Origin of the sequence: Myxococcus sp. NMCA1, assembly GCF_026810205.1 — a bacterium.
GTDB lineage: Bacteria > Myxococcota > Myxococcia > Myxococcales > Myxococcaceae > Myxococcus > Myxococcus xanthus_A.
Genome location: NZ_CP113950.1, coordinates 5,185,654 through 5,201,382, shown reverse-complemented (window position 1 = coordinate 5,201,382; position 15,729 = coordinate 5,185,654). Strand labels below are relative to the sequence as shown.

The following is a 15,729-nucleotide window of genomic DNA, read 5'->3' as shown; positions in this document are numbered from 1 at the left end:
CCTAGTCCCTCCGCAGGTATGCCCTTACTCGCTCCAACACAGGCAGCAGGCATGCCGGCATAGCTTGCCTTAATGATTCATCATCGAGATTGACCAGTGCCCGCAGATGCGTCGCGGGCTTGCTGTGCGTCAGGAAGTGGTAGCGGTATGCCGGCATTAATTGTCTATAGTCGCTGAGTGCGCCATCGTAATCCTTGAGCCCATTGGTGCCGAGCACCACCTCCGCAGCTTTCTCAGTCGTCATTTTCGGTCCGCCGCCCGTTGGAATTATGGAAGCATAGGCTTGGGGGAACGCATGCAACATGGCCATGTCCAGATCGAGCGGTGACGAGAAATAGACGCCGTGCTTCTTTAGGCTAGTTGCCCAAGCTGCCAAGTGCTCGTCTTTTCGAGTGTGCATCTGGGCGAATTCTGCATCGGACATCACGCCATTTGGTATTCCCAGGACATCTTGCTTGCCAACACCAATCGCCAGCAGTTGCTCAATTGCGGTCTTTACTCGGCCGTATCCACCGCCTTCGCGACCAATATCCAAATCAAGCAAAGTTGCATAAGGAATTCCAAGATCGCTCAACAATCGCCAGAAGTGCTGCACGTGCCGCCCGCCCAGAGGGACAATGGCCACAAAGGCTGGATCAATCAGCACGCCCAATGCCTTGGCCAAGCGCGGCAAGACAACCCGCTCGGAGTCGCCTTCCACAAGCACAACGAAGCGCGCAAAGTATAGCTCAGGGAAGGCTAGCATTGCCCCACGTACGAACTTCGCAGCCTCTTGATCGTTTTCGGGCAAGGACACAGCGCTTATGGAGGAAAGGCGTGTTTTCTGTTCGCAGCGGCAGTAGCGAACCTCTCCAGGTTCTACCCGGCTTAGCACGGCGGGCGAGTGGCTCGTGATGATTGCCTGTGCAACCCCATCTGAGACAAGCGATCGCGCTTGATACACAATGCGCGCCAAGTAATACGGTGACAAATGGTTTTCGGGCTCTTCAATCGCAAATATTGAGAGGGCCGGGATCGCAAGATCTTCCGCATTAAATCCCGTGATGTGGCCGGCTACGGCTGCGCGTTCAAGGTCGAACACCGCTGCCGCGAGCGCAAAGTAGAATAGGGACTGCTGCCCGTCGCTTAACGCCTCAAGACCACGCTCGACACCAGCTGGGCCCTGCTGAAAAACAACGCTAACATGGCTGACGACCTCCTCGAAGCGATGACTAATGAGCGTCAAGCTTGGTTCGGTATCTGTCTTGTCGTCGTGTAGCGATGACCAACGCTTCGTGAGGGCTTCACTGATCGCCTTGATTGCCGATTCAGTATTGAAGCTCTCCCGCAGGCTTTGACTGGCCGCAACCACCGCCTGCTTTGTCCGCTGCGACCACTCGATTGCTCGCAGCAATCTCGCGGCGAGCGCCCCTGTTGTCGCACGGATCTGAGATTCCGCGTCTCGACTGGCTGGCGTATAGTAAAGTTGGATAAGGCCCCTATCGGATGGTGTCACAGGGTGACGCTGCTCGTCGCTGATCGTAGCGCCAAGCGTGTCGATCCAATACAATTCCTGTGTAACTTCTCCGTCGACCGTGCCGTCGTCCGCCCAATGTGCCTCTAAGCGCAGCCGACACACGGGCGGCGCAGCAGGACGCTCGATACGCATATGCTTGAAAGTGGGCGCGACGCTCTCCGCAGTCGCAGCACCTTTGGCGAACTCGGGCATTCCAACTATTACGTCGATGAACATGCTGCGAGGTTTTCGATCTCCTGGATCTACGTCGGGCGGCAAGTGAAAGTCGGAGCGATGAACGGTGCGTTGGGATCGAGTGACTCCAAACAGCTTGGCCAGGGCGTGGAGCAGAGACGTCTTTCCTGAGGCGTTTGGCCCAATAACCACAGTCAGGTCGCCGGCTAAGGCAATGCGAACTGGATTGGGGCCGAAACTCCGGAAGCCAGAAATGGTAACACTCTCGATACGCACGGTGACTCACGGTGTGAGGACGGTTGGGTGCACTACCCTAGCGACTCTTGGCCTACTGTTGAACATAGAACGCACAGAACAGACGGGACTGAAGTGCGGTGGGGGAGATGGTGCGGAGAGGTGCGCGAGGGTGCCCCCTGTGTCCGGTGATTTGTTGCCTCGGCTGGCGCATTGAGCTGGCGACACCCAGGGGCGAGACCAGGCAGGCAGCAGCGCCGCATACGGACGCACGCAAAGATCAGCTGGTGAAGAGGATGCTGGTCCCGGGCTCGGCAAGTGCTGCGGCGCTTACCAGCGAGGTGGGAGTACGCGGGAAGAAGCCCCGACTGGCGAGGACCGGCATTGCGGTCCGTACATACCCACTCTGCCAATCGTCCGTCAGTCGTGGAGCGGCGCAGCATTTTTGCGCTGGCCAACAGCCAGGACCTCCGGGACGCCCCACCGTCACGGCGCTCCGACTACTCGCCATTGGCCACAACGGCTGCTCGCTTGCGCTGGAATGGGTGCTCACCACCCCCGGAACACGCAGCAGGCACAGCCCCCACGCTTCCTTGGGCTGGGGTACTCACCACCCAGTCTCGTAAAGCTTAGCCCCTACGCCTTCAACCGAACCCCATCACAGAATGGACGTTCAGTGTGCGCTGTCTTGACACGAGGGCAAAGTGGCGCTCCACTTGAAATCAATGCGTAAGAGCCCATTCTCCGCAGCCCCAACAATGGCCGGGTTCATTTGGCAACTGCGCTCGTTGCTCCTGTATTTGCTGAAGCAGGAAGAACTCGACGCCGCCGTGAGCTTGGAGACACTTGACGACATTGTTGTCAGCTCGGGCAGCGGGCATGTCATAGCCGCGATACAAACTAAGCATTCGTGGAGCGAAGATCTTCTAACGGCTCACTCCGTCGAGCTTTGGAAAACGCTGCGCGTCTGGATTTACCTCCTAACAAGACAGCATCTTTCCGCCGATTCGACGCTTGTTCTCAGCACGACCGCGCGCGTCGGTCCCGACTTGAGAGAATTTGTTGACGACCCCAAACTCAAGACCAATATCGACAAAGTCCGACAGCGACTGGATGCAATCTCAAAAACATCAGAAAATAAAGAGAGCGCTGCCGCCATATCAGACTGGAGACGCCTGAAAACGTCAGAGCGCGAGTTCCTAGTTAATAGGATCAGAATACAAGAAGCACAGCCCCGTTTGGCAGAAGTCGATGAGACCATTGAGAAGAGGTTGCTCCGGCATACTGTCCGGCCACAAGCAGTGCGGTTGTTTCGTGAGAGTCTAGTTGGATGGTTCGAAGGAATTGTTGCCACACGCCTGTCGAGTGGAGGCTGCAAAATCACAGTCGATGAGGTTGTAGGCAAGTTGGCGGAACTGCTTTCGCTTCAGGCGCCTGCAGCGCTATGCAGCACTCAAGGGGAAGCCGAATACCCTCCCCTGGACGAGGAGCGCAGTTCTGATCCTCCTTATCTGAGGCAATTGGAGCTACTTGATGCGTCAGAGGAGCACTTGGTGAACGCAATTGCCATGCTCCATCGAGCCCGGGCCGAGCGCGACATCTGGCGACAGACGCGCCCGAACGCCGCTGGCGAACTCCAGAGCTACGATAGCGATTTAAAGGCAAAATGGAGGACGATTCGACTTGGCGCACTGAGAGCCAAACCAGCAGATGCGAGCGCATTGGTTGAATGCGGCTGGACAATACATGGGGAGTGCATGAACTACCATGGAAATATCAGTGGCATGCTCGTGCCTCCTGTCCATGTTGCCAATGGCACGTATTACATCCTCACAAACGAACCCAGCAATGCCCCGCATGCCGGATGGCATCCAGACTATTTGAATCAGTTGTCGTCCACCAAAAAAGAAGATTAGCGACGATATGACGGAATCAATCGATCAGTTTGCACACACGAATCCGGCCTTTTGCTTGTCTTGCTTGAGGTGGACGTGTCAAGGCTATCGGCAACAGAAGCGCGAACGAAAGGATGCTTTGCAAGGTTTTTTGTGGCCTTGGGGAACACTCTGCTTGGCACTACTGGCGCCAGAGGCGGTGCGGGCAGAACTCCCACGGAATGCCAATGGTAAGCTATCCATTCTGTTCCATGAACACCCCCAATGGCGGTTGGGGCTGCCTGAAACGCTGAGATTCTGGTCCGCCCCATTTTGGCTGGCTGTACGCCTGGGCATTGGAACTGGCACGCTGTCAATGCAGAATGGCCGGCTCTATGCGGAAGGCAATGTCGACAATCCCGCACGCCCATTGGATTTGGAATTAAAGAAACGTGCAACCGCCCTGGGTAAAATCCTGGCTAAAGAGGCAGATGACAATGCAATATCTCTAATTCTTGGACTGACGGTGGCGCCATGAGTTGGAGAATTTTGAGACTAGGGGTTTATGCCAAGGAGGGCGGAGGGTTGCGTGATATTGAATTCAAGACGGAAGGATTAAACATCATTACAGGCCCATCAAGCAGGGGCAAGTCATCGATTCTTGATATTGTAGATTATTGCCTAATGTCTGAACGATGCCCAATATCCAAGGGCTTCATACGTGAAAACGTTTCGCATGTCGGTGTCTTGCTTGTTCGTGGAGACGAGTCGATTGTGGTCGTGAGGGCACTTCCCGACGAAGGCCGACTGACTTCAGCTGAGGTACACATATCCAAGGGCACAGATAAGACACTGCCACAATCCCCTCCCGAGGCTCGTTGGAACATCGAGGCCGCCAAAGAATTGTTGTCAGACTTCACGGGAATAGAATCACTCCCTGTGTTGATGAATGAGTACGATGCGGCACCGGAAGCCAGGAGCCCAGCGAACATTAGGCACTGTTCATTCTATGTCTTTCAGCCCCAGGATGTTATTGCCAGTCGCAATGTGGCATTCGCCGGTCTTGAAGATTTCTACAAGAAAAGACATGCAGCAGATGCTGCGTACTATTTTCAGGGCATCTTGACTATCGACCGATTGAGAAAGAGGAGAGAACTACGCTCCTTAACACTACTGCGTCAGGGGCCCGAGGGGTGGACGGGGAGGCCGGGTAGGCGACGTGAGGTGCGGTGGTGGTGGTTGGTGCGGTGGCAGGTGGGGCAGCGCGGCAACCAGTTGGCAATCACCCGAGCCATAGCGAGCCGTGCGGTGATGAAGCTGTCGCGGAAGTGGCGCTCAGGCCGAGAGTGACTGCGTGTGGGCTTCAGCCGCCCTTCGGGCCGAGGGGGGAAAACGCCGCGTGCGTTCCGCCACGAGGAAGGCGTAGCAACACAGCGCGACGGAAACATGGTGATGCCAGCCGGGGAAACGGCGGCCTTCGTAATGGTCCAAACCCAGTTCCCCCTTGAGGTCTTCGTAGACGCGTTCGGTTCTCCATCGCTGCATCACCAGACGGATGAGCTGCTTCTTCGTCCGGCCCTCTGGCAGGGATATCAGGAAGTAATTGGCGGGCTCGGGCTCACTGTCTCGCCACTCGATGAGCAGCCCCAGGGGCTCCTGCTCTCGCTGGTGGACGCCCGCGGCGACGACGCGGCGTAGGGCAAAGCGTGCCGACAAGGCTTCTTGCGTGCCCTGGCGCCAGGTGCACCGTCGGAAGCCGCCTCGTTCATGAATGCGCCAGGCCAGGTCCGAAACACTTCGCGCGTCCTTTCGGGGACGGCCCTTCGCATCCAGGAGGCCGACGGTCGTCTGCGCAGACACCGCGACTGCGTAATGCAAGCCCAGTGCGCGAAGTCGCGCACGGAAGCCGCTGGAGTTGCCGTAGGCGCTGTCCGCCAGGAGGACGCCCGGAGCCACCCCGTCCTCCACGGCCCGCTCAATCATTCGCAGCGCCAGTTGGGGCTTCGTCCTGAAGGAAACCTCGGCGGGGATGCGGGCCTCACGGCGACGCGCCTCGTCGTTGGCCCAGCACTCGGGGAGGTACAGCTCGAAGTCGACGGGCAGGTGCTCGGTACGAGTGGTCACGCTGAGGCTGACGCCAATCTGGCAGTTGGCCACCTTCCCCGCCGAGCCGGTGTACTGCCGCTGGACGCCCACCGAGTGCTTGCCCTGCTTGAGAAAGCCCGTGTCGTCCACAATCCATGCTTCCACCGACTCCCGCCGCGTCATCGCCTCCAGCGCGTACCTCGACGCCTCGCGCCGCACGTCCCGGTCGCTCCACCTCGAGTCCACGGCGAAGTGCAACAACCGCTGGTGCATGGCATCCACCCGCTCGGGGTTCGGACACGCGCGGGCGGCGATGGGCTCCACGCTCTTGCGCTCCCCATCCCCCAGCAGGCCCATGGCGTAGAGGGCGAACGAGCCGCGCCGGCTCTCCTCGCCGAGGACCTCGCCGATTTGCTGGAAATACCTCTCAAGCCGCTGCACCGCGGCGGCGTTCATGAAGGAGTCCATACCTGCTTCATGAGTGGGGCGGATGGCGGCCGATGCAATGAGAGCCTACCCGCCCAGCCCTCCGTCGCACACTCCCCCTTCGGCCTACCCCTGACGCAGTAGTGTTAAAGGCGGAGCGGAATGCTATCGAGCGGCAGGCAAGGGAGGGGGCTAGGTCTAAAGCGGAGGGGTTCGACCACGGTCTCCGTCTGTGGAGTGAAGCTGTTGGACTTGGTTTGGCTAAAGGGCAGACTGCGCCAGTCCTGCTTTCAAGCCTGCTGGTGGAACTTCGGGGCATTGCAGGCACCAAGATTGACAGCCTTGATAGGCTAACCAATGAAATGGGGCTCGGTGCTGTTCAAGCAGAGGAGGCAGGCATCAGGCAGCGGTTGCGCCAGAGAGAGCTTGAATTGTCGGAATTGGAGCGTTTCTCCCAGGGCGCTGGGGTACATGAGGTAATTACCGACAAGCAGTTAGGGAGGCTGGCACTTAGGGAGTTGCTCCCTGACTCAAAAATGAGCAATTGCCCCATTTGTGGCAATGATTCAGTCGATGCAACGGGAATCGAGAAACTCCTTATTGACGCTGCCGCTGCACTGACCGCTGTTAGAAAGCCGCCCAAGAGAATTAGCGGGAAGATCGAGCAGGAGCGCAGGCGGCTCAAGCAAGAGATAGAGGAACTAAACGAGCGCCAAACGGCTCTGCATGCCAGACTAAGAATCCTTTTTTCCAACTGGGAACAAAGCCGCCCGCTTTTTGAGGAGGCCAGCCGCCGCGAGCAACTCATAGGACGCATCAAGGAGTTCCTGGCCTCAATGAAGAGAGTGGAAGCAACAGTAGACACGAAGCGGGACAGGATTGTCGGCAGGATCCACGAGCTAGAGGCAGAGGTTGGTGACAACGCAATACGCGGCTTGAGGGAGGGCGTGGATCGAGAACTGAGTGAGCTAATGACGCGGCTTGCGCAGCGGCTAGACGTCGAGTTTCGTGCAGCGCCAGTCCGCATCAATTTTTCTAGCTTTGTCTTTGAAGTCCAACTGGATGGTCAATGGGTTGGGCTTAATGAACTGGGCAGCGGTGCCAACTGGCTTGGATATCACGTGGCTGGGACGGTTGCCCTTCACCTGTTTTTCCAGAAAATTCACGCGCCGGTCCCTGCGGTGCTCATGCTTGATCAGCCAAGTCAAGCGTGGTTTCCCGCCGAACGTGCCAAGCTGACTCAGTTGACAATCCCGCAGGGTGATAGGGAGCTAAGTGCGGTGCGCGAGGTGTATGATTTGCTCTACCAGTCCTCTCGTGGTGAGGGCAGGCCGCAGATCATTGTTGTTGATCATGCAAGACTCGAAGAACCGTGGTTTCGTGAGAGTACCGTAGAGGACTGGCATGAAGGTGGCGCCTTGGTGCCGTTCTCATGGGGAACTAGCGGTCGGGTTTCATGAAGAGTTTGAGTTCTTTTCCATGTTGAGGCCCCGATGAAGGGGTTTCCCCAGCGAGGAGATGATGAGAGCAGAGGGGGAACTCGTCACGCTGAGCCAGTGGCGAGGACGCCACCGAAGAATGGCATCCGCATGGCAGACGATGCACTGCGGAGTATTGAGGGGATGGCGAGTTGAAAGCCCAGAGCATGCGCGTCGCCGAAGAGTTCAACGCGAGCGGGTAACGTGCCGACCATTGCCAGGGGCGCTGGAAGTCTCTCGTCCAGAGCATCACCTTAGGGAATTGTAGTACCCGCTTGGTGCGCAGTGACCGCTTGGCTCGATGATTACAACCGCTGCCACCCGCGCCGCAAGCTCACGATGAAGTCACCCCGCGAGTTCCGTACTGCTAACTCTCATCCCTGAGCGTATTCGTCCGGCCAAGGACGTGCTGAGAGGCGTTGAGTGAGGAGTCGGCGCCGAGGACCCTGGTGGGAATGTCAAAGCCGGTGGAGAAGCAGGAGTGGTTCCGGGTCGCCGAAGCCTTCGAGGCGAGCGGACTGACGCCAAAAGCGTTCTCCTCGCAGCGAGGCGTGCGGCTCAGCACGTTGCAGTCGTGGGTGTACCGGCGCCGACGCCAGCACGGCAGTCAGGCAGAGGTAGTGCGCCTGCTGCCGGTGGAGGTCGCGACGAGGCCCACGGCGACGGAGTCGATGCTGGAGGTGGTAACGGCGAGCGGAGCGCGGGTGCGCTTCGAGGAGGGCACCGACGTCGACTACGTGGCCCGGCTCGTCGCCGCGCTGGGGCGGTGAGGCAGTGTTTGCCCTTCCAGCCTCGGTGCGCGTGGTGCTGGCGACAGAGCCGGTGGACATGCGTAAGTCGATTGACGGCCTGATGGCACTGGTGCGCAGCGCATGGGGCGAGGACGTCTACTCGGGGCACCTCTTCGCCTTCGTCTCGCGCAGGGGCGACAGAGTCAAGGTGCTGACGTGGAGTCGAGGCGGCTTCGTGCTGCTGTACAAGCGGCTGGAGACGGGCCGCTTCCGCCTACCACCGGTGGACGCGGGCGCGCAGGTGGTGCACCTGGACGCCACGCAGTTGGCGATGCTGCTGGACGGCATTGACGTGGCGCAGGTGAGGCGCCAGCCTGCCTGGACGCCTCCCGGGCGCACGGGCACCTGACGCGCCGGGCCCGGGACGCAGCGTGGCGGAGGCATGTTGAAGCTGGGTGCCTCGAGAGCTCCCTCAAGACCACTTCTGCCCCTGGCGCGAGGAGGCGGAGGAACTCAAGGCCGAGGTGAGCCGTATCGGCGGGGAGGTGGACGCACTCAAGGGGCAGTTGGCGGCCCTGCAGCGTCACGTCTTCGGCCGCAGGGCGGAGAAGTTGCCGACAGTGGCTGCCGAGCTGCGAGGGGACGCGGACTCGACGGCGGCCCGGGCCGAGGCCGCGAAGCAGAAGCGCCGGGAGAGAGCCTCCCGGAAGGCGGAGGAGGCACCCGCACGGGAGATTCGCCACGCGGTGCCAACCGAGGAGCGCCGCTGCCCTGCGTGTGGCGGCGAGGACATGAAGCCACTGGGCAAGGGCCGCGCTTCGGTGCTGTACGAGTACGTGCCGGCGCGCTTCGAGAAGCAAGTGCACGTGCAGGAAGTGCTGGCGTGCGCGTGCGGCCGGGGCGTCGTCACCGCCCCGCCTCCGGCCAGAGTAGTGGACAGGGGCGAGTACGGCCCGGGCTTCATCGCGCATGTGGTGACGTCGAAGTGTGCCGACGCCATGCCGCTGCACCGGCTGGCCCAACGTGTTGAGCGCAGTGGCGTCCCCATGAGTGTTGGCGGTCATCAAAGAGCGCGGGATTCTGGTCATCGACGCGGTCATCGCGGAGCGCGGAAATCGGGTCATCGGCGAGCGCAGGTATCGAGTCGAGGCAACGCAAGACGGCCCCGCGCTGCGCTCCGATTGCGGGGCGCAGAGCGAGGCCGGTGGGCATCGGTGAGTCGCGGGGACGCTCAGCTCTTCCTTGCCTTGCGCTCCGCGCGTGATTCCTCGGCCATACGCCTGCGGTAGCTGTCGCCCTCGATGCTGATGATGCTCGCGTGGTGGATGACGCGGTCAATGAGGGCGATGGCGCATGCGGCGTTGGGGAAGATGGTGGTCCACTCGGAGAATGGGAGGTTGGTCGTCAGGACAATCGGCTTCTTCTCATACCTGCGCGACACCACCTGGAAGAGGAGGTCGGCGTTCCTGGCGTCGTAGGAGAGGTAGCCAATCTCGTCGATGACGAGCAACCCCGCCTGAGTGCAGTAGTGCTTCAGGCGCCTGTCGAGAGCGCGAGCGGAGTCCTGGCTTCCCAAGTCGAGCAGCAACTGGGAGGCGGTGGTGAAGAGGACGGAGTGCCCAGCCTGCACGGCGTTGTAGGCGATATTCTGAGCAATCATCGTCTTGCCCAGTCCCTGGGGCGCGACGAGGACGACGTTGGCGGGGCGGGCCATGAAGTCCAGCGCCAGGGCGCCCTCGACGGCCGTCCTGTCGATGCGCTTGGGCCAGCCCCAGTCGAAGTCGGCCATCGTCCTGAGCGCGCCGAGCTTGCTGCGCGACAGGCGCCGCTCCACGCTGCGCCGGGCTCTGTCCTTCGTCTCTTCCTCGGTGATGGCTTCCAGCAACTCGGTGGGGCCCCACCTGCGTTTGGTGGCCAGGGCAATGAGGTCATCGAGCGCGGCACTGGTGTGATGCAGGCCCAGGGTGTTGAGGCGTTCCTTCAAGGGGCTCATGACACTTGCTCCGTGTCGCGCCCGAGGAGGGCGTCGTAGGGGTTGAGGGAGTGCTGGGGGACGCGTTGCTCGCGCACGCGCGGGTCATCCGGCAGCACCAGGGGCAGCGGCGGAGGGGCGCCCCTTTTGCGGCTGCGTTGGTCGAGGACGTGGGCAACGGCGGCGGGGCCGAGTGCGCCGCGAGCGAGCGTCTCGGCGATGGCGGCGTCGGTTTCGGCGGAGCCGTACCTGTCGGCCAGCGCCAGCAGCTTCACGGTGTGGTTGCCGAGGTTGTCGCCGCGGCTGGTGAGCGCCTGGAGGAGTTGCTCGGCGTGCGGGCAGCGTGCGCGCAGCAAGTCCCTGCCACGCAGCTCGTGGGCGTGGGCCTTGCGCCTGGCCAGGGCAGCCAGGTGGCTGGCATCCTCGACGACGGCGCCCTTGTCCCAGCTGCGCACGTGCGAGGCGACTTCCACGGCGCCGTCGAGGAGGCGCACCGTGGTGGACGAGGCCACCAGCGTGAGGGGCCGGCGCACCAGGCCCTCGGGAATGGAGTAGTCGTTGCCGTCGAAGCGCACGTAGGGCGTCTTGCCGGAGGCGGCGGGGCGCACCACGTCGGTGGGCAGCGGGTGCGCGGGCAGCGGCAGCAGCAGGGGGCGCTCGGCTTCCAAGGCCTGCGCCACCGTGCGGCCCGAGGCGTCGCCGGGCACCCGGCGCTGGTGGGCCACCTCCTCCACCCAGCGCTGCAGTTGGCGGTTGACGTCGTCGAGGCCGTGGAAGGTGCGCGCAGAGAAGAAGGAGTCGCGCAGGTAGCGGATGGTGCGCTCCACCTTTCCCTTCTCATTGCCGCGGTAGGGGGCGCAGGGCTTGGGGACGAAGTGGTAGTGGCCGGCGGCTTCCAATATGCGCGGGTGGAAGTGAATGATGTCTCCGGCCCTCTGCAGCACGACGGACTTCAGGTTGTCGTAGAGGAGGTTGCGAGGCACGCCGCCCAGCGCTTCGAAGGCTTGGACGTGGCCCTGGAGGAAGCACTCCATGGTTTGGCCCAGGAAGAAGCGCGCGTACATGGCGCGCGAGTGGCCCAGCACCAGGACGAAGCAGGAGAGCGTCCGGGTGGCCCGCCCCACCCGCACCTTGCCGAAGCTGCCCCAGTCCACCTGGGCCTCTTCGCCCAGCAGGGTATTGCGGCGCAAGAAGGCCTCGGCCTGGGGCCCCGGACGCACCCGCCGCACGTAGCGCTTCACCTGCTCATAGCCGCCCAGGTAGCCACGGGCCTTCACCATGTGGAAGAGGCGCGTGGCCCTCAGGCGCGGGTGGGCCTTGAGGGTGACGTCAATGAAGTCCGTGTACGGGCCCAGCACCGTGGGCTTCGCCGTTCTGTCAGCACTGGCTACCGGCACGTCCTCCAGGGCCGCCTCCACGGTGTCGTGGTGCAGCCCCAACTGCGTGGCGATGGTGCCCACCGGCCAGCCTTCCGCGTAGTGCAACTGGCGAATCCGGGCGCGTACCTCGAGGCCAATCATCCTCCCACCTCCTCAGGGTGGGCAGCGCCGCCAGCGCGGGCCCATTCGGGTGCGCGCCAGGGTGGTGTGACGGAGGAATGGATTGGCGCGTCCGCAGGACGTGCAAGCCGGAATGGACGGTGGTGCATACGCAGGTGGCCTCGCTGCGCTCGGCTCCGCGGACACCTGCGTGGTGGCCTGGGCCGGCGCGGGCGGCACCGTCACCTCCAAGGCCCCTGGCGGGGGAGACTGATGCGTCACTTTCCGCCGCCGTCCTCGGTACGCGGCCTGGCGCTCGGCGTGCGCATGCCGTCCGTCTCGGGTGCGCTGGTATCGCCGCCCGGCCGCGCGCACCGACTCCGCACGCGCCAGCACCCCGCACCTGCGCTCGCAGTAGCGCTGCCCCCTGTCGCACCGGCTGCACAGCTGAAACAGCCTCCGGCACTCCGGCCGCCCGCACACCACCAGACGCAATGACTCCACGCACACCTTCCCGTGCGCGCCGACTTCTGGCGCCGCGCCGCGGAGTGCGCTACCCCTCCCTCACCGGCTCGCCCCTCTCGCACACCAGGGCGCGCCCCCAGGAAGGCCCTCCAGGTGTCGCTGGTGGGCCTTCTGACTTTTCAGGACGCGCGCAGCCCCGGACTCCACCGGCTCGCGCTCCTCTCCTCAACTTTTCGGCGGCACCCAGCGCTGCCCCTGGCAGCAGAGCTCTCGAACTTCTCGCCGTCCATGACCAGAAATCCGCGCTTCCTGGTGACCATCAACACCCATGAGTCGCAGCACGCTGACGGACCTCTTCCACCAAGCCGCCTCGGTGCTGCTGCCGCTGTCGCAGCACCTGCTGCAATGCATTGCAGCCGCGGACGTGGTGTGGGCGGACGAGACGCCTCTGCGCGTGCTGGACGTGAAGAAGACGCGGCTGGGTTACCTCTGGACTTTCCTCACCCAGAACGAAGCCGGTGAGTGGCTCATTGGTTACCGCTTCAGCATGGGCCGGGCGAGCAGGACGCCCAAGGAAGTCCTGGGAGGTACCTCGGGTGCGCTCGTGGTGGACGCATACACCGGCTACAACGCGGTGACGCTGCCCCAGGGCCGGGTGCGCGTCGGCTGCTGGGCGCATTGCCGCCGCCGATTCTTCGACGCGCTGGCCACCGCGCCCGAAGCGCGCCATGCCATGGACCTCATCCTCGAACTCTACCGAGTGGAGGCCCAGGCGAGAGGCGCGGACGTGGTGCGCACCGCCGCCCACCGCGCTCTGCGCCAATTGCACAGCGCCCCCGTCCTCGCGCGACTGCACGTCTGGCTTGAAGAACAGACGCCGCGGCACCCACCCAAGAGTCCGCTGGGCCAGGCTATTTCCTACGCCCTCAAGCAGTGGGCGGCCCTCACGCGCTTCGTCGAGAATGAGCGCCTACCCCTGGACAACAACCGCGCGGAGGCGGTGAGCGTCAAGGTAGATGTCGCGTGAAAGGGTTCAACCGATGCGCTTCAACTCCTGCACTGCTGGGGTGAGGTTCGGAGAGGGGCCGAGGCGGACGGGGCCCGCGGGCGTCCAGTCGCGCGTGTCGCGGCTCCACCGCTCGGGGTGACGGGCTTTGGCGCGTTGGTACACCTGGTGCCGTCGGGCCAGCAGCGCGCCCTCGCGGCCGAAGTGCCTGTCCTCGGGCGTGACGAAGCGGATGGCGCAGTGGCGGTGCTCGGTGTTGTACCAGGCCACGAAGCGCGTCACCCAGGCACGCGCGTCCTCGACGGACGCGAAGGGGCGCTGAGGGAAGCTGGGGCGGTACTTCAGCGTGCGAAAAAGGGCCTCGGAGAAGGGGTTGTCGTCCGAGACGCGGGGCCGACTGAAGGACGGGGTGACGCCCAGCCACTGCAAGGTGGCCAGTAGCGTAGCGCCCTTCATCGGGCCGCCGTTGTCCGAGTGCAGCACCAGCCCCTCGGGGCAGCCAGCCTCCTGCCAGGAGCGGCGGATGAGGGCCGCGGCGTGCTCGGACGACTCCTCTTCGTGCACCGCGAAGCCCATGCTGCGCCGGCTGAAGACGTCCACCACGAGGTACAGGTAGAGGAAGCTGCCCTTCACCGGGCCGCGCAGGTAGGTGATATCCCAACTCCAGACTTGGTTCGGCCCGGTGGCGGTGTGCTCGGCCCGAGGCCTGGGCACAGGGGCCTTGGCGCGGCCGCGGTGGGCCAGCTGCCCTGCCTCGCGCAGCACCCGGTAGAAGCTCGCCTCGCTGGCGACGTACTCGCCCCTGTCGGCCAGCCTGGGGACAATCTGCTTGGGCGAGGCGTCCCGGAACTCCTCGCTGTTGGCCACCGCCAGGATGCGGCGTCGCTCCACCTCGGACAGCCGGTTGGCCGGCCGGGTATGCGGGCCACACCGCCGGTCCTCAGCCGTCGCTGGCTTCCTCCAGCGCTGAATGGTGCGCGGAACGACTCCGAGCCGCGAGCAGATGGCCTCCAGCCGCACGCCCTTCTCCAGCGCCTCGTCGACGAGCGCGAGCGTCATTTCTCGCACGTCTCGTCCGCTGCGCCGTCCTCGTCGCCCGAGTCCTTCTCGTCCCAACCCATCGCCTGAAGTTTTTTTTCGAGCACCAGCAGTGCGGCCGCCTCAGCCAGCGCCTTCTCCTTGCGGCGCAGCTCTCGCTCGAGCTCCTTCACTCGCTTCTCCGAGACGGCCAGCCGCCGACGCTGGCCGGCCGTCAGGGCCCCGGACGGCGCCTCCTTCGTGCCCTGAGAGAGGGCTCCAGCGGCAGCCGCCCGCCACTCTGCCAGGTGCCCCTCGTGTAGCCCCTCTCGGCGCAGCAGCGCTCCCAATGCCTCGCCCGCCAGTCCATGTGCCTCCGCCAGCACGCGCAACTTCTCCTCGGGCGTCCACTTCTTGGGGCCGACGGGCTTCTCCTCGGGCGGGGGCGTCATGGCCGCCAACTTATTCGCCTCCCGCAACCACTGCGACAGCGTCGGCTGCGAGACTCCCACCTGGCGGGCCAACGCCGCGGCACTCACCGCGCCGGGGCCCACCATTCGCTTCACCATCTGCGCCTTGAATGCATCCGTGTACGGCACTGCGTTCTGCCTGCTCTCGCCCCCAGGGCGTCGTCAGCTCGGCACGTCAGCCGAGGCGACATCTTCCCTGACACAGGGGGGAGGCGGCGCTGAGAAAGGCCGCCCTGGGGAGGAAGAATTTTCTCTTCGTCGGCCACGAGGCCGCGGGGGAGAACCTGGCCGGTCTCTACGCGCTGGTGGCCACCTGTGAGGCCAACCAAGTCAATCCCGAGGCATACCTCGCGGACGTCCTGCTGCGCGTTCAGACGCACCCCAACTCCCGCATCGACGAACTGCTGCCCCACGAGTGGAAGCGACGGCGTATCGCCGACCCGCCCAACTCACCTCTCCAGCTCTGCATCTGAACAGCTCGCTCGTCGCGGCGCCCGCCGGACACGCTCCTCGTCCGCCTGCAACCTCTCGCGCCACATCACTGGCCGGACGGTTACGTACTGCTAACTCTCATCCCTGAGCTGTCCGATTTGACGGGGGCAACTCCACTCCGCCGGTGAGAGTTGGAGGCGGCGGAAATCGAACCCGCGCCGGGCGGTGCGAAACCTCTAGCAGAATCGCGCCCTTACCTCGTAACCGCCCGGAATGCTTAGGAGTCGGTATCCCGCCGCGTCCCGTCTCGTCCCGTCCTGTTCCAGCCCATTCCGCACGTTCCTGCGACATACGTGCAACATGGCGAAGCC

12 protein-coding genes and 2 pseudogenes are annotated in these 15,729 nt (G+C 63.2%); 9 read left to right on the top strand and 5 right to left on the bottom strand.

Features of this window, described 5'->3' with window-relative positions:
* Nucleotide 1: 1 nt before the first annotated feature.
* The gene (locus OZ403_RS21425) at nt 2-1,966 is read right to left on the bottom strand and encodes an ATP-dependent nuclease (protein ID WP_268781600.1); all 1,965 of its coding nucleotides are present in this window, start codon (nt 1,964-1,966) and stop codon (nt 2-4) included.
* 662 nt (nt 1,967-2,628) lie between these two features.
* Here OZ403_RS21425 and OZ403_RS21420 point away from each other — a divergent pair.
* From OZ403_RS21420 to OZ403_RS21410, 3 genes are read left to right on the top strand one after another with little or no spacing between them, the layout of a single operon-like run.
* Nucleotides 2,629-3,840 (top strand): ABC-three component system protein, encoded by a 1,212-nt coding sequence (locus OZ403_RS21420; protein ID WP_268781599.1) that lies wholly within the window; start codon nt 2,629-2,631, stop codon nt 3,838-3,840.
* Between the two features lie 7 nt (nt 3,841-3,847).
* On the top strand, nt 3,848-4,336 hold the full coding sequence (locus OZ403_RS21415) for a three component ABC system middle component (RefSeq protein ID WP_268781598.1): 489 nt from the start codon (nt 3,848-3,850) through the stop codon (nt 4,334-4,336).
* A 47-nt stretch (nt 4,337-4,383) separates the two neighbouring features.
* Complete coding sequence (locus tag OZ403_RS21410) at nt 4,384-5,148, top strand: ATP-binding protein (protein WP_268781597.1); 765 nt, start codon at nt 4,384-4,386, stop codon at nt 5,146-5,148.
* Here OZ403_RS21410 and OZ403_RS21405 read toward each other — a convergent pair.
* On the bottom strand, nt 5,134-6,339 hold the full coding sequence (locus tag OZ403_RS21405; protein ID WP_442929817.1) for an IS701 family transposase: 1,206 nt from the start codon (nt 6,337-6,339) through the stop codon (nt 5,134-5,136). The genes OZ403_RS21410 and OZ403_RS21405 overlap by 15 nt on opposite strands.
* Nucleotides 6,340-6,452: 113 nt before the next feature.
* Here OZ403_RS21405 and OZ403_RS21400 point away from each other — a divergent pair, with 113 nt between their 5' ends.
* The 4 genes from OZ403_RS21400 (at nt 6,453) to OZ403_RS21385 (ending at nt 9,807) form a co-directional block, all read left to right on the top strand.
* Nucleotides 6,453-7,769 (top strand): DUF3732 domain-containing protein, encoded by a 1,317-nt coding sequence (locus OZ403_RS21400; protein WP_268781595.1) that lies wholly within the window; start codon nt 6,453-6,455, stop codon nt 7,767-7,769.
* 473 nt (nt 7,770-8,242) lie between these two features.
* Nucleotides 8,243-8,557 carry an IS66 family insertion sequence element accessory protein TnpA gene (tnpA, locus tag OZ403_RS21395; protein WP_268781594.1) on the top strand — a complete coding sequence of 105 codons (315 nt, stop codon included), beginning with the start codon at nt 8,243-8,245 and terminating at the stop codon, nt 8,555-8,557.
* Nucleotides 8,558-8,561: 4 nt separating this feature from the next.
* Nucleotides 8,562-8,927: an IS66 family insertion sequence element accessory protein TnpB gene (gene tnpB / locus OZ403_RS21390; protein ID WP_140787624.1), complete on the top strand. Its 366-nt coding sequence runs from the start codon at nt 8,562-8,564 to the stop codon at nt 8,925-8,927.
* A 46-nt stretch (nt 8,928-8,973) separates the two neighbouring features.
* Complete coding sequence (locus OZ403_RS21385; RefSeq protein ID WP_268781593.1) at nt 8,974-9,807, top strand: IS66 family transposase zinc-finger binding domain-containing protein; 834 nt, start codon at nt 8,974-8,976, stop codon at nt 9,805-9,807.
* On the opposite strand, the gene istB is transcribed toward OZ403_RS21385, so the two are convergent.
* Nucleotides 9,750-10,511 carry an IS21-like element helper ATPase IstB gene (gene istB, locus OZ403_RS21380; RefSeq protein WP_140876531.1) on the bottom strand — a complete coding sequence of 254 codons (762 nt, stop codon included), beginning with the start codon at nt 10,509-10,511 and terminating at the stop codon, nt 9,750-9,752. The two genes, OZ403_RS21385 and istB, sit on opposite strands and share 58 nt — an antisense overlap.
* Nucleotides 10,508-12,010, bottom strand: a complete 1,503-nt coding sequence (gene istA, locus OZ403_RS21375; RefSeq protein ID WP_268781592.1) for an IS21 family transposase — start codon at nt 12,008-12,010, stop codon at nt 10,508-10,510. Before istA ends, istB begins: the two co-directional genes overlap by 4 nt.
* Nucleotides 12,011-12,761: 751 nt before the next feature.
* Between istA and tnpC the strand changes: the two genes are divergently transcribed.
* Complete coding sequence (gene tnpC / locus OZ403_RS21370; RefSeq protein WP_268781591.1) at nt 12,762-13,460, top strand: IS66 family transposase; 699 nt, start codon at nt 12,762-12,764, stop codon at nt 13,458-13,460.
* Nucleotides 13,461-13,466: 6 nt separating this feature from the next.
* Here the strand turns inward: tnpC and OZ403_RS39780 are convergent.
* Nucleotides 13,467-15,055: pseudogene (locus tag OZ403_RS39780) on the bottom strand (IS3 family transposase).
* Nucleotides 15,056-15,135: 80 nt separating this feature from the next.
* Here OZ403_RS39780 and OZ403_RS21355 point away from each other — a divergent pair.
* Nucleotides 15,136-15,399, top strand: a pseudogene (locus tag OZ403_RS21355) (transposase domain-containing protein); the annotation flags it as partial.
* Nucleotides 15,400-15,729 lie beyond the last annotated feature (330 nt).

Excerpts from the sequence above, each read along its gene's own strand:
- OZ403_RS21415 (WP_268781598.1), top strand. The coding sequence starts at position 3,848 with ATGACGGAATCAATCGATCAGTTTGCACACACGAATCCGGCCTTTTGC.
- OZ403_RS21405 (WP_442929817.1), bottom strand. The coding sequence starts at position 6,339 with ATGAACGCCGCCGCGGTGCAGCGGCTTGAGAGGTATTTCCAGCAAATC.
- tnpA (WP_268781594.1), top strand. The coding sequence starts at position 8,243 with ATGTCAAAGCCGGTGGAGAAGCAGGAGTGGTTCCGGGTCGCCGAAGCC.
- istB (WP_140876531.1), bottom strand. The coding sequence starts at position 10,511 with ATGAGCCCCTTGAAGGAACGCCTCAACACCCTGGGCCTGCATCACACC.
- istA (WP_268781592.1), bottom strand. The coding sequence starts at position 12,010 with ATGATTGGCCTCGAGGTACGCGCCCGGATTCGCCAGTTGCACTACGCG.
- tnpC (WP_268781591.1), top strand. The coding sequence starts at position 12,762 with ATGAGTCGCAGCACGCTGACGGACCTCTTCCACCAAGCCGCCTCGGTG.